This is a genomic window from Billgrantia lactosivorans (genome assembly GCF_003254665.1).
Taxonomy (GTDB): domain Bacteria; phylum Pseudomonadota; class Gammaproteobacteria; order Pseudomonadales; family Halomonadaceae; genus Halomonas; species Halomonas lactosivorans.
On sequence record NZ_QHGY01000003.1, the window covers coordinates 412912 to 426859 of the forward strand.

General features: G+C 59.5%; 12 protein-coding genes. 2 read left to right on the forward strand and 10 right to left on the reverse strand.

Annotation, left to right across the window (positions count from 1 at the left end; all coding sequences use genetic code 11):
• Positions 1-24 precede the first annotated feature (24 nt).
• The 9 genes from DIS04_RS10365 to DIS04_RS10405 all read right to left on the reverse strand — a co-directional run bounded on the left by DIS04_RS10365 (position 25) and on the right by DIS04_RS10405 (position 9174).
• Positions 25-954, reverse strand: a complete 930-nt coding sequence (locus tag DIS04_RS10365; protein WP_111413676.1) for an amidohydrolase family protein — start codon at positions 952-954, stop codon at positions 25-27.
• Positions 951-1877, reverse strand: coding sequence for an NAD(P)-dependent oxidoreductase (locus DIS04_RS10370; RefSeq protein ID WP_340148169.1), 927 nt, complete (start codon positions 1875-1877; stop codon positions 951-953). The genes DIS04_RS10365 and DIS04_RS10370 overlap by 4 nt, the downstream gene beginning before the upstream one ends.
• Positions 1878-1895: 18 nt before the next feature.
• On the reverse strand, positions 1896-3170 hold the full coding sequence (locus DIS04_RS10375) for a TRAP transporter large permease (RefSeq protein WP_111413678.1): 1275 nt from the start codon (positions 3168-3170) through the stop codon (positions 1896-1898).
• Between the two features lie 9 nt (positions 3171-3179).
• On the reverse strand, positions 3180-3647 hold the full coding sequence (locus DIS04_RS10380) for a TRAP transporter small permease (RefSeq protein ID WP_111413730.1): 468 nt from the start codon (positions 3645-3647) through the stop codon (positions 3180-3182).
• A gap of 61 nt (positions 3648-3708) precedes the next feature.
• Positions 3709-4698, reverse strand: a complete 990-nt coding sequence (locus tag DIS04_RS10385) for a TRAP transporter substrate-binding protein (protein ID WP_111413679.1) — start codon at positions 4696-4698, stop codon at positions 3709-3711.
• A gap of 225 nt (positions 4699-4923) precedes the next feature.
• Positions 4924-5931 carry a 4-hydroxythreonine-4-phosphate dehydrogenase PdxA gene (locus DIS04_RS10390; protein ID WP_111413680.1) on the reverse strand — a complete coding sequence of 336 codons (1008 nt, stop codon included), beginning with the start codon at positions 5929-5931 and terminating at the stop codon, positions 4924-4926.
• 85 nt (positions 5932-6016) lie between these two features.
• A complete protein-coding gene (locus tag DIS04_RS10395) occupies positions 6017-6910 on the reverse strand; it encodes an NAD(P)-dependent oxidoreductase (RefSeq protein ID WP_111413681.1) in 894 nt (297 codons plus the stop codon).
• A gap of 34 nt (positions 6911-6944) precedes the next feature.
• Positions 6945-8396 (reverse strand): NAD-dependent succinate-semialdehyde dehydrogenase, encoded by a 1452-nt coding sequence (locus tag DIS04_RS10400; protein ID WP_111413682.1) that lies wholly within the window; start codon positions 8394-8396, stop codon positions 6945-6947.
• A gap of 250 nt (positions 8397-8646) precedes the next feature.
• Positions 8647-9174 carry a gamma carbonic anhydrase family protein gene (locus DIS04_RS10405; protein WP_111413683.1) on the reverse strand — a complete coding sequence of 176 codons (528 nt, stop codon included), beginning with the start codon at positions 9172-9174 and terminating at the stop codon, positions 8647-8649.
• 341 nt (positions 9175-9515) lie between these two features.
• Between DIS04_RS10405 and DIS04_RS10410 the strand changes: the two genes are divergently transcribed.
• Both DIS04_RS10410 and DIS04_RS10415 read left to right on the forward strand, forming a co-directional pair.
• Positions 9516-10310, forward strand: a complete 795-nt coding sequence (locus DIS04_RS10410; RefSeq protein ID WP_111413684.1) for an enoyl-CoA hydratase/isomerase family protein — start codon at positions 9516-9518, stop codon at positions 10308-10310.
• A gap of 56 nt (positions 10311-10366) precedes the next feature.
• On the forward strand, positions 10367-11551 hold the full coding sequence (locus DIS04_RS10415) for a CoA transferase (protein WP_111413685.1): 1185 nt from the start codon (positions 10367-10369) through the stop codon (positions 11549-11551).
• 466 nt (positions 11552-12017) lie between these two features.
• Here DIS04_RS10415 and DIS04_RS10420 read toward each other — a convergent pair whose 3' ends face one another.
• Positions 12018-13721 carry an L-lactate permease gene (locus DIS04_RS10420; RefSeq protein ID WP_111413686.1) on the reverse strand — a complete coding sequence of 568 codons (1704 nt, stop codon included), beginning with the start codon at positions 13719-13721 and terminating at the stop codon, positions 12018-12020.
• Between the last annotated feature and the right edge of the window lie 227 nt (positions 13722-13948).

Consider the following 13948-nt stretch of genomic DNA (forward strand, 5'->3'; position numbering starts at 1 on the left):
GGGGAGCCCTGCACGTCGTTCCCCTTATACCATGGGCTCAGCCGGCTGCGGGAGATCGATGCGGTAGAAGTGTCGGGCATTGTCGTGAAATAGCTTGAGCCTTTCTGCTTCGCTGAACGACTCTGTGATGGTCATGAAACCATCGAAGATGGTAGAGAAGGAGGCGACCAAGCTATCGACCGGGAAGTTGCTGGCAAACATGCAGCGTTCCACGCCGAAACAGTCTATCGTCTCGAGCACCACGCGTCGGTTTAGTTCCACCGTCCAGGGGGAATCGGGAACGCCGATACCGGAAATTTTCACTGCCACATTGGATTGTCCGGCCACCGTCCTCATGGCCTTGCGCCATCCTTGCAACCCCGCCTCGCTACGATCCGCGGGAAGCCCGGTGTGATTGATGATGATCTGGGTGTCGGGGTGGCTCGCGGCGAGGTCTGCCGCCTCATGGAAGTGCCACCATGGGCTCTGCAGGTCGAAAGAGAGGCCATGGGCGGCAAGCCGGGCGAAACCGCGTCGCCAGGTCGGGTCACCCATGGATCCCGGAGCGCCGGTCTCCACCTCGTTGGGTGATGGCGCGGCGCGGGGCTTATGACGAATTCCTCTCACCCGTGGGTAGGCGCAGTGCGCCGCCAGAACATCTTCTACATCCGGTTGGTCGAGGCGTGCCTGGGCCACCATCACGCTGGGCAGCCCCTCCCGCTCGGCCAGTTCATGGACCCAGCGGGTTTCCTCCACTGGCGTGGCGGGGTCCCACTCGGTCTCGATGAAGACTGACCCGACCACTCTATAATCCCTTGTATCGCGCCGATAGTCCTCGGGCAAGTAGGTACGCCGGATGGCGCTGTAATCGCCGTAGCGAAACGGAATCATCGGTTCGTCACAGAGCCACGGGAGGTAGTTGCGTTCCAGGTCCCAGAAGTGCTGGTGCGCATCGATGATGGGGAGAGACGTCATGACGAGCGCTCCGGCGTGACACCTTCCAGGAGCGATACGATGGCGGCGCCATCCAGCTCTCCCTTGCCCTGGGAAACCAGCATGCTGTAGAGGGAGTTGGCGGTACCTGCCATGGGCATGGAAACATTCAAGGCATTGGCGGCGTCCTGCAACATATGCAAGTCCTTGAGTATCTGCCGAGCGTAGCCACGTGGCTCGAAGTCGTTTTCCACCATGCGGGGGAGAAGATCATTGAGCAGGTTGCTGCCGGCATAGCCTGAGGAAAGGGCATCGGGGATCTTGCTGACATCAATGCCGAATCGGTTACCGAGGTTGCAGGCTTCGGCGATCACGCAGTAGTTGGAGAGCACCAGCGCCTGGTTGATCAGCTTGGTGGCTTGCCCGGCGCCGACGTCGCCCATTCGGGTGAATTGCCCAAGGGTGGCCATCAGGGGCTGGATGGCCTCGATGGCTGCCTGGTCGCCACCGGCCATGATGGCCAGGCGTCCCTCGGCGGCAGCGCCGGGGCCACCGGATACCGGGGCGTCGATGAATTGCATGCCGCTACGCTCCCGCAGAGTCTGCGCCAGACGCTTGGTGGTCTCGAGCTCTGTCGTGGAGTGGTCGACCACGATCTTGCCCTGACCCTGGGTCACCTCGGCGATGCCACCTTCACCGAGGATCACCGCTTCCACGGCAGTCGTGGAGATCACGCACAGCTGGATGATCTCGGCACGCTCGGCGACCTTTGCAGGGGAATCGGCTATCTCTACGCCATTGTCCCTGGCGGCCTGGCAACAGGCCTCGTCGATATCATAGCCGATGACCGAATAGCCCTTTTCGACGAGGCGCGACGTGAAGCCGGCGCCCATCTTGCCGAGTCCAATGAAACCGATAGTAGGTTTGCTTGTCATTGTACTACTCCTTCCTGCCAGTGCAGTCATTGTGCTGGGCTCTGAGGCTTAGCGCAAAAAGCCCGGCAGCCACAGTACGAGATCAGTTGAGAAGGTAATGATGGCCAGCGTAATCAGTAGGGGGATGTAGAAAGGTATCAGCGCTTTCAGCAACTGACGCAGCGACACCTGGGCAATCGATGACACGAGGAACAACGACAGGCCCATGGGTGGGGTCAGTAACCCGATCATCAGGTTGAAGATGGCGACGATCCCCAGGTGCACCGGGTCGACACCTGCAAGCACCATGGGGGGCGCGACGATAGGCACGATCAACAGGGTCGCGGTGGTCGAGTCCAGAAAGATGCCGGCGATAAAGAAGATCAGGTTAGCGATGAGCAGCAGCATGAGAGGGTCTTGGGAAATCTGCAGTATGAATGCAGCAAACTGCTGGGGAATCTGCTCAACGGACAATATCCAGCCAAACATCGAGGCTGCGGCCACGATGATCAGGATCGCGCTCGTTGTCTTCAGCGTCGCCATCATCGAGGTTATCAAATGCGACCAGGTCAGTTCCCTGTAGAACAATGAGCTGACCAATAGCACATAGGCAGCAGTGACAGCTGCGGCCTCCGTTGGGGTAAACAAGCCCAACAACATGCCCGTAATCATCAAACCGGGGGCCATCAGCGCTGGCAAAGCGGGCAGGAACGACTGATACAGCTCCCTCGCGGTCGGCAGGGTCAGTGCACGCGGCATGTCGTGCTTGATCGCCAGAATAGCCGCCGTGATCATGAGCAGTGCCGTGCAGATCAGGGCCGGAACAATCCCGGCGAGGAGCAGCTGCACGATGGAGACGCTCGTGACAGAACCATAGATGATCAATGGAATGCTGGGTGGAAATATCGGACCTACAACGGCCGATGACGCCGTGACCGCCGCCGAGAAGGGCGCTCCATATCCGCGCTTCTTCATGGCCTCGATTTCTATCTTGCCAAGCCCACCCACATCCGCAAGAGAGGCGCCTGACATGCCCGAGAATATAAGGCTCGAGAAGATATTGACTTGAGCCAGCCCCCCTGGAGCACGGCCAACCAGTGTGTTGGCAAAGTGGAAAATTCTGTCCGTGATGCCGGACTGGTTCATCAAGTTGCCGACAAAGATGAAGATCGGTACGGCAACCAGTGGAAAACTATCGAGAGAATATGTGATGCGCTGACCAAGAAGCCCTACCGGTAAACCCTCGATGAGAACATAGACCACGGAAGGAATGAGGATGGCATAAACGACAGGGAATCCGAGCAAAAAGAAAGCTAAAAAAAGAGCCAGTATCATGAAGCCCATTATTTTATCCTATATACTGATGCTGTGTTTAGGGCGAGGAGAACTTAATCCCTGACGGAAATGCATGAAGGCGGCCCCAGTGAATCCTAGGAATGTAGTGCTGAAGAACACCCAGTATGGGATCTTCAAGACCGGTGTAGTCTTGTTGAGATTTGCCAGAACTGTGAAAAACGCAGCATAAGCGATGAACAGGCAGGCGATAATGGATAGTAGTGCGATGATTTTGTAGAGCGGTCTCTTCAGTTTGATGGGCAATGTTTCGCGTAGTTCAGCCATCTCGATGTTTTCACCACTCGATATGGCTAGCGGATAAGAAGAAAAAACGAGGCAGATAAGAAAGAAGCGCGTCAGCTCTCCCGCTCCAGGGATAGAGAAACCAAACACGGAGCGAGTGATAACCTGCATGATAGGTACCAATATCATCCCTGCCAGCAGGGCAAGGCAGAAAATTTCCAATAGTCTTTTTCCGGTTCTCATGCTTGCGACCCTATACAGTAGGTAGCGGCGGCAAGGGAAACTGCCCCTTGCCGCCAAATTATTACTCAATTTCCGAAATTTGCTCGATATAGGGCTCAAAATTGGGGTAATCTTCGTTGATTTGCGCAAGCACCTGCTCGCGGAAGGCGTCCAGCTCGAGGCCATCCTCCTCGGTGATGAAAGTCATGCCCTTTTCTTTCAGCTCGTCGACGAGGTCAGCCTCACGCTCTTGTGCCCACTGAAGGGACTCCTGGGCTTTCTCCTCAAGTATTCGTGTAATGGTTTCCTGATGGTCTTCGTCCAAGGACTGCCATGTATCCTCGTTGATGAACACGGCTAGTAGGGAGTGCATGTGTCCGGTCATCGAAACATGGGACTGAACTTCATAAAGGCTGTTGGACATGAGCATGGTGAGGGGGTTTTCCTGACCAACCACGAGCCCGGTCATGAGTGAAGTCGGTAGTTCCGAAACTTCAACGGGCGTCGGATCGGCGCCGAATCCCTTGACCATGGAAATCCAGATATCGAGCGGTACGGCGCGGAAGGGCTTGCCTTCCAAGTCGTCGGGTGAGTTAACGGGGAAATCAGCGGTAATATGCCGAGCACCGCGGTACATGCGTCCAATGATGCGCATATCACCCTCTTCAATGAGCTGCTCATTCATCTCGCTGATGACGGGTGACTGAGGGTCCGTGGCTTTCAATGCATGTTCCGCATCACGATAAATGAAAGGCGCATTGAAAACTGCTATGTCAGGGACAATTTCGGCGAGTGAGGCGAATTCGTGATGTGCCAGTGAAATTGATCCAAGTGATACGCCATCGACCATCTCAGCCACCCCCCCCAGCTGGCTTGATGGGAATAGCTTGAACGTGACCTCGCCCTCGGTCGCTTCCTCAATGGCTGCTGCTGCTTCTGAGGCATAGCGGGTCTGCGAATCGCCTTCCGAACCGACATGAGCATAGCGAAGTGTTTCGGCGGATACTGAGGCAGCGGTAAAGCTTACGGCTAAGGTGGCAATTGTCAGAGCGAGCTTTGTCTTGGGAAACATCTTGTACCTCTCTTTGTTGACGTGCCGTTTCGGCGATCTTGTTATCGTTCGTCTCTGAGCAATGTCATGCGCAGAGTGTGCTGCGGATAGGAGTTTGTATTTCCCATCGTCCTTGGTGATCATCCTAGTCCGACTGGAATGCTATTAGGCATCTACTATTGCACTATGTCATTATGAACACATAATTCATTTTTGTGTGTTGAACTTTCGTCTGACACCGATGGCCTAGCGAGCGGCTTGATTTCCGCCCATGCGACAGGCGATGTCGAAGGCGTGGCGCATGGCCTCGACGCTGGCTTCGCCCTGTCCGGCGATATCGAAGGCGGTGCCATGGGCCGGGGTGGTGATAGGGATCGGCAGCCCGCCCTGTACGGTGACGCCCCGCTCGAATCCCATCAGCTTCAAGGCGATCTGTCCCTGGTCGTGATACATGGTAACGATGCCATCGAACTCGCCGTCCCGGGCGCGCCGGAAGATGGTGTCGGCGGGGAAGGGGCCCCGGGCCGGGTAGCCGGCGTCGCGACATGCCTCGATGGCAGGTGCAATGATATCGATCTCTTCGCGGCCGCAGGTTCCCCCTTCGCCGGCGTGAGGGTTCAGCGCCGCTACCCCGATACGCGGCTGCTCGATGCCCGCGGCCACCAAGGCATCATGAATCAACCGGGTGGCGCTGAGGATACGTTCGAACGTCACATGGGATGCCGCCTCGGCAAGCGGGATATGCGAGGAGATGCGCGATGTCCAGAGGTTGCCCAAGGTGTTGAATTCACACACGGGGGTTTCAACCTTCAGATGGTCGACGAAGAAGTGGAGTTCGTCCTCGTGCTTCAGTCCGCCCTGTTTCATGGAGAGCTTGTTGAGCGGGGCGAAGCAGATCGCATCGACATGTCCATCACTGGCGCCCTCCATGCATAGTGCCAATACCTCGAGGACCGAGGCGCCACACAGGCCATTGACCCGGGCGTATTCGACCTCCTCCGGCTTGATGGTCGATGTCGGCAGCAGCACCGGTCCTGCCTGATGGCGTGCCTCGGCCAGGTTTGAGATTTCCGGTAATACATGGTGTACACCGGCCACTCGCTGACCCTCTTCCCACAGCCAGCGGTCGCCTACGACCACGATGCCGGCTTGATCCACCGCATCGCTCTGGGCTAATAGCCTGGCGACCAGTTCAGGGCCGATGCCGGCCGGGTCACCTAGGGTCAAGGCGATACAAGGCTGTGCTTGGTACATATGACGAACCTCTTCGGTAGCTGAGTGCATGTTTCCTGCCAGGCCTGAATGACGCTGCTCATGGACCCCTGGCGTTGTCGGGAACTCATTTACACTCTTGGCCTGTCAGGATGCTGACCAGCTCAGGCACCGTCGACTGGGCATGACCAGCGGAGTCCGCATCATCCAGGACCTGGTAAATTCCTGCGGCGGCGACTTGTGTCGCGCTGGTATCCTTGGCCATGGCCAGGTAGTAGCCGATGTCCTTGTGTGCATTGGCGATGCTGAAGCGAAAGCCACTGTCGTCCCGCGAGAGAATGTAGGGACGCAAGCGCTCCAGGACGGTCCCCGCGCCACCGCCCTGGGCCAGTACGTCGACCAGCACGTCGGCCTCGATACCGCCTTGTTCGGCACAGGCCGCCGCTTCCGCCAGCACCGTGGAAAAGCCGATCGAGACGAAGTTGTGCAGCAGCTTCATCTTATGGCCCGAGCCCACCGGCCCGGCATGGGTGATGTTCTCCGCATAACTCTGCAGCAGGGGGAACTGGGACTCGAAGAGCTCGCGGTCCCCGCCTACGATCAGGTTGAGTCGTCCCTCCGCGGCCTCCTTGGGGGTGCGGGTCATGGGAGCGTCCAGGAACTGGCCACCCGCCGCTTCCACGGCCTCGGCGATTCGCAGGGTGGAGCTGGGTATCGCCGTGGAACAGTCGATCACCACCATCCCCGCGCGAAGCCCCTCCAGGATGCCGCCATCACTGAACAAGACGTCTTCTACCTGGGGGGTGCCGGTCACGCAGAGGATGATGACGTCGGAGTGGGCGGCGAGTGCCGCCCCGTTGGAGTATGCGGTCGCGCCGTTGGCGACCAGGTCCTCGACCGGCTGATTGCCGGGATGCTCCAGAAAGTTCAAGGTCCAGCCGTGGCGCTGTAGGCTGCTGGCGATGCCATGCCCCATCAGCCCGACGCCCACCAGGCCGATCCGTTGTTGCTTGCTGCTCATATGTCATGTCCTGTGTGATTTGCCCGGCCGGAATTCAGAGGCCACCCATGCAGAGATACTTGATCTCGATATAGTCGTCGATGCCGTACTTGGAGCCTTCGCGGCCGATGCCGGACTCCTTGACCCCGCCGAAAGGCGCCAGCTCGCTGGAGATGATGCCCTCGTTGATGCCCACGATGCCGCACTCCAGGGCCTCCGCCACGCGCCAGACGCGCCCCACGTCTCGGGTATAGAAGTAGCTGGCCAATCCCAGCGTGGTGTCGTTGGCCTGGCGGATCACGTCATCCTCATCGCTGAAGCGCAAAAGCGGGGCGACCGGGCCGAAGGTTTCATCGTGCATGAGCATCGAGTCGGGGGAAACATTCGTCAGGATCGTCGGCTGGAAGAAATTCCCCTTCAACTCGTGGCGTTCACCACCCAAGTAAATGCTGGCGCCCTTGGCTTTCGCATCCTCGATATGTTGTTCCACCTTTTCGACGGCCGCCGGGTTGATCAGGGGGCCCAGCGCGACGCCCTCCTCAAGGCCATTACCAACCTTCTGCGCTCTGACGGCAGTGGCCAGGCGGTCGGCAAAGTCGTCGTAGATCTTGTCGTGAACGAAAATACGGTTCGCGCAGACACAGGTCTGGCCGGTGTTGCGAAACTTGGAAGCCATCACCCCGGCAACCGCTTGGTCGAGGTCGGCATCCTCGAAGATGATAAAGGGCGCATTGCCACCCAGCTCCATGGAGACCTTCTTGACGGTCTTGGCGCACTCGCCGAGCAGCAGCTTGCCGACCTCGGTGGAGCCGGTGAAGGAGAGCTTGCGAACGCGTGGGTTGGCGGTCAGCTCGCTACCCACGACACCTGCGCTCCCCGTCACCACGTTCAGCACGCCCCGGGGAACACCGGCCCTCTCGGCGAGTTCGGCCAACGCCAAGGCCGAGTATGGGGTGCTGGAAGCGGGTTTGACGACCACGCTGCAGCCTGCCGCCATGGCAGCGGCCGCCTTTCGAGTGATCATGGCGTTGGGGAAGTTCCAGGGAGTGATGGCCGCCACCACGCCGACCGGCTCCTTGGTGACGACGATGCGGCGGTCATTGGCGTGGGCCGGGATGACATCGCCATAGACCCGCTTTGCCTCTTCGCCGAACCATTCGATGAAGGAGGCACCGTAGGCGATCTCCCCGCGCGCCTCCTGAAGCGGCTTGCCCTGCTCCAGGGTCAGGATGTGGGCCAGATCCTCCTGGTGCTCCATGCATAGATCGAACCAGCGCCGCAGGATCGAGGCACGCTGCTTGGCCGTCTTGGCCTTCCATAAGGGAAAGGCACGATCGGCGGCATCGATGGCTGCGCTGACCTCGCCCCTGTTCAGCTTGGGTACGGTACCTAATCGGTCATTGGTGGCCGGATTGGTGATCTCGATGGTGGCCTTTCCATCGGCATCTACCCAGTGGCCATCGATATAGCAGTGTTGCTTGAAAAGGGTGGGGTCATTTAGGTTCATTTATTTCCCTAATAAATTGATTTTATGAGATTTAAAGTTGTTAGAGGATCACGCCGGGATGCGATATCAGCCGCCAGAGGTGCGTCCCTGGCACCTTGTTAAGTAACCTTTCCTGCAGCGCTGACATGGCCAAGCAGAATCGGTAATATTCTCGCGCAATATGAATTATGAATTCATTGTTATGTATTATACTTTTGTCGCAGTCACTAGGAGGGGCATCCGCCTGGAGCAAGGCAGGGGGGGTGGAAGGTTACTCGCTCAGCGGCTTCAGTTCGGCCAGGAAGCGCGTCTTGCGTGCCACATAGCTCTGGCTGCTCTCGGTCAGGCCGGCCACTTCTTCTGGGCTCAGGCTGCGGACCACCTTGGCCGGCGTTCCCATAATGAGCGAATTAGGCGGAAACTCCTTGTTCGAGGTGATCAGCGACCCAGCGCCGATCAGGCAATTCTCACCGATACGCGCGCCATTGAGGATGGTGGATTGCATGCCAATCAGGGTGCCGTTGCCGATGCTGCAGCCGTGCAGCATCACCAGATGGCCGACAGTGACGTCGGTGCCGATGCTCAACGGGAACCCCGGGTCGGTGTGCAGCACGCAATTTTCCTGAATGTTGCTGTTGTCGCCGATGCTGATGGGCTCGTTGTCGCCGCGCAGTACGGCGCCCGGCCAGATGCTGACGTCCTTGCCGATTCTGACGTCGCCGATCACGGCCGCTTCGCGTGCGATGAACACGCTGTCGTCGTGGCTGGGGCGGGTCTCTCCGAGTGCATACATCGTCATGCGCTTGCTCCTTGTTGTCGTTCGTTGGGGTGGCTGCCGGTGGGGCCGACGAGGTGTGGCTCCTGCAAGGGATGGCTCCAACTTAGGGAGCCAAGCCCGAGACGTCAATAATTCTGAATTCATAACAAAATTACCTGTCATCCGCCTGGTTGTCTTATCTAATTGTTTCTTCAGGTATATTTTTCGTCTCGACGCACGAGTGTTAGCCAAAGGTTTAACTTGATAGAATGAATTATGAGTTCATAATTACAAAAGATGTTGACGTCGACACTGGCACCGGCACAGAGGGCAGAAGAGGCCGCAATGGGCTCCTGCCAGCCGCTGAAGTAGCAGGAGGTCAAATGAAGCCGAAATCGACGGCCGAGCTGGAACTCATCAAGGATGGGCACATCGCTTGGCTGATCTTCAATCGCCCCAAGGTGCGCAATGCCATGACCTGGGGCATGTACGACGCGCTCGAGCGGCACTGCCAAGCCCTGCGCGGGGACCCGGAGGTGAGCGTGGTGGTGCTGCGCGGCAGCGGTGGGGAGGCCTTCGTTGCCGGAACCGACATCAAGCAGTTCGCCAGTTTCGAAACGGCACGGCACGCGCTGGACTACGAGCACCGTATCGACGAGGTCATCGGCGCCCTGGAGTCGCTTGGCAAGCCCACCATCGCGCTGCTAGAGGGGTTCTGCGTCGGCGGTGGCGCGGCTATCGCCATGGCCTGCGATTTCCGCTACTGCACACCCGATCTGCGCTTCGGGGTGCCTATTGCCAAGACCCTTGGCAACTGCGTCTCCATTGCCAACGTGTCGCGCCTGGTCGATCTGATCGGTGCCGCCAGGGCCAAGGAGGTGCTGATGCTGGCCAAGCTGTTCGATGCCGATGAGGCGAAGCAGGCGGGCTTGGTCACCGATGTCGTCGCCGCCGAGGAGATCGAGGCGGCGGTCAGAAAGGTGGCCGAAAGGTTGGGTGGCTTTGCTCCTTTGACGCTGCGCGCGTCCAAGGAGGGGATCAGCCGTGTGCTGGCGGCACGGCGGCCCGCCGCAGGCAGTGAAGAGGACCTGATCGCACTTTGTTACACAAGCCGGGACTTCAAGAGTGCTGTGAAGGCCTTCATCGACAAGACCTCCCACGCCTGGCGCGGTGAGTAGCGGCTGGACAGTACCTTTCTTAGACGGCAACACCCAATGACAATGAGGTAGTAAGCATGCTCCCCTTAAGGAAAATGAAGGTGCTCGACATTTCCCAGATCATGGCCGGCCCGTACTGTACCATGGTGCTCGGCGACCTTGGAGCGGACGTCATCAAGGTGGAAAAGAGCGGCGGCGACGACAGTCGTCAGATGGGGCCTTACATCAACGAGGAGTCGACCTGCTTCGCCCAGATCAACCGCAACAAGAAGAGCATTTCGCTGAACCTCAAGGAAGAGGAGGGACGTGAGATATTCTACCGCCTGGCCAAGGAGGCCGATGTCATCGTCGAGAACTACCGCACCGGCGTGGCCAAGAAGCTGAAAGTGGATTATGAAACCATCAAGGCCATGAACCCCGCTATCATCTACTGCTCAATCTCCGGCTATGGACAGTCCGGCCCCTACAGCCACAAAGGGGGCTTCGACCTGGTGGCTCAGGGCATGACGGGGTTGATGTCGATGACAGGTGAGCCGGGGCGGCGTCCGTTGAAGACCGGCATTGCCGTCTACGACATCGGCGCTGGTATTACTGCCGTCTATTCGATTCTTGCTGCCTACATCCACAAGATGAGCACCGGCGAGGGGCAGCACGTTGACGTAGCCATCGCGGAGTGCGGTCTACCCTGGTTCACCTGGGAAGCGGCGGCATTCTTCGCCGAAGGCACCGTGCCCGAACCCACCGGCTGGCGCCATCGTGTTTCGGCGCCCTATCAGGCGATCAAGGTGCACGATGGCTACATCATGCTAGGGTGCGCCAACCAGCGTACCTGGGAGCGGCTCTGCCAAGAAGTGATCGGTCGGCCTGACCTGCTGGATGATCCACGCTTCATTAGCAACTATCAGCGCGGACAGAACGTGGAGGAGCTCGAGGCGGTGCTCGAGGAGATCTTCGTAAAGGATTCTCGCGAATCGTGGCTGGCGAAGTGCGATCAGGCGGGAGTGCCGGCAGGCCCCATCAACGATTTCGCCCAGGCACTGGACGATCCGCACTACCAGGCGCGCGGTATGATACAAGAGGTAGTTCATCCGACCATTGGCAAGATGAAGACCATAGGATTCGCCAGCAAGCTCTCGGAGACTCCGCCACAGATTCGTCGACCGGCACCACTCTATGCCCAGCACACTGACGAGGTCATGGCCGAGCTGGGCATCGATGAGGCCCGCTGCGAGGAGCTGCGTCGCAAGGGGGTGATCAAGTGACAGAGGGAAGCGGAGAGGCAACGAATGAATCTAGCCGCGGTTAAATGCATTATCGAGTCGCTTTGATCTTTACATCGCCTTGGGTATCTCCAGGGAGACATAGCATCGGGCCATCATGAAGGGCTCCAGGAGGGTTATGGCAATCAACAAGGATGAGGAAGTGCTGATCTTCCAGTCGTCGATTATGGTCTGGTCGACGATCTCTTTAGGGGGATACCGGAACTTCTGAAGAAGCTGTGAAAAAGGTCGGAATCTTCTTGGTCTTGCCTTCATTATCTAGGTTTTATACTCGTGTTACGGTATGAGTATCATGCTTTGAACAGCATCGCTTCTGATCAGTAACTTGGGCTATGTCGAGCGCGGTGCACGCCACGCCCGCGAGCTCAAGCGTATCGACTGAGCAGGCCCGAAACGAACGAAGCCTCCCCGCCGTAAGGGCGGGGAGGCTTCGTCTGGGGGTGGGGGCTCAGCCGCCGACTTGCAGCAGCGGGTCCGAAACCCCGAGCACGTAGAAGGCGATCAGGCCGATCGTGCCGGTGAAGATCAGGTAGTAAATCGTCGGCAGGATGGTCTTGCGGATGGTCTCGCCCTCGCGACCCAGCAGCCCCACGGTGGCCGAGGCCGCCACCACGTTGTGGATGGCGATCATGTTGCCCGCCGCGGCGCCCACCGCCTGCAGCGCCACCATCATCGCGGTGGAGACGCCGAGCGCCTGGGCCACGTTGAACTGGAAGTCGGCCAGCATCAGGTTCGACACGGTGTTCGAGCCGGCGATGAAGGCCCCCAGGGCGCCCACGGCGGGAGCGAAGAAGGGGTAGACCCCACCCACGCTATCGGCCACGAACTGGGCCATGGTCACCGGCATCGAGGCGAGATCCGCGGCGTTGACCCCGGAGTTGATCAGGATGCGCACCATGGGCACGGTGAAGATCAGCACGAAGCCGGCGCCGAAGATGGTCTTGGTCGATTCGGAGACCGCCGCGCTCAGCTTGCGGCCGTTCATCTGGTGCAGGAAGAAGGTCACCAGCACGACCATCAGGATGATGCCGCCGGGCAGGAACAGCGGCTCGATGCTGCCGCTGATGCCCGACTCCCCGAGAATGTTCGCCCAGCCGAAGCTCACGCTGTTGAGCGCGGCGCGCAGCGGGTCGATGGTGCGCGAGGCGACCAGGAAGATTGCCAGCAGCACGTAGGGGATCCAGCCGCGCAGGGGCGACATCGGTGCCTTCTCGCTGAGTTCGTCGAGCTTGATCTGGAAGCTGCCGATCCACGAGTCGGGCCAGGAGGTCGATTCGGGGAAGTCCCAGGTGTTCTTGGGCAGCAGGAAGCCGCGGCGTGCCGCCGGTACGACGATGGCGAGGCCGACCATGGCGCCGATCATCGAAGGGAACTCCGGCCCCAGGAAGACGCCGACCAGCATGTAGGGAAGCACGAAGGCGAGGCCGGTGAAGATCGCGAACGGCGCGATGGAGAGCCCTTCGGTCCAGGAGCGGTTGGCGCCGAAGAAGCGCACCATCACGGTGACCAGGATCAGCGGCATCAGGATGCCGACGATGCCGTGGGTGATGGCCACTTCGCTGGTGATGAGCTGGAAGAAGACGTCCCAGCTGGAGCCGCCCGCCTCGAGGGTCTCGGTGATGTCGGCGCGGTTCAGGCCGCTGGTGACGCCGACCACGATGGGCGTACCCACGGCGCCGAAGGAGACCGGCGTGGACTGCAGCATCATGCCGACCACGACGGCCGCCAGGGCGGGAAAGCCCAGTGCCACCATCAGCGGCGCGGCCACCGCGGCGGGGGTGCCGAAGCCCGAGGCGCCTTCGATGAAGCAGCCGAACAGCCAGGCCACGATCAGCGCCTGCACGCGGCGGTCGGGGCTGATGCCGGAGAAGCCGTTGCGAATGGCGGTGATGCCGCCGGAGTGCTTGAGCGTGTTCAGCAGCAGGATGGCACCGAAGATGATCCACAGCAGGCCGGCGGTCTGGATCAGGCCCTGGATGGTCGAGGCGACGACGCGCGAGACGCTCATCTCCCACACGGTGAGGGCAATCAAGGCCGTCACCAGAAAGACCACCGGCATGGCGATCTTGGCGGCGACGCGGAAACCGATAAGCAGCACGCCCGCCAGTATCAGCGGCGTAAAGGCGAGTAGGGCTAGGGTCGTATCCGACATGACGTTTCCTCGGTTCTCCTTGTAGGTTTTTCAGGCCAGGCGAGCGCGAGCCACGGCTCGGCGTAATCGTCGGCAGCGCCAACGATACGGAGTGCGCTCGCAAGTTGCCATTGCTGGGTCATTGGTCTGACCAATCTCGGACGCCCGGCGCCAGCCCCGCCTGATCTGTGGAAGAGACAGAAAAACAAGAGGTTGTCACGAGATTCACGGCGCGCCATCGGCAGGGA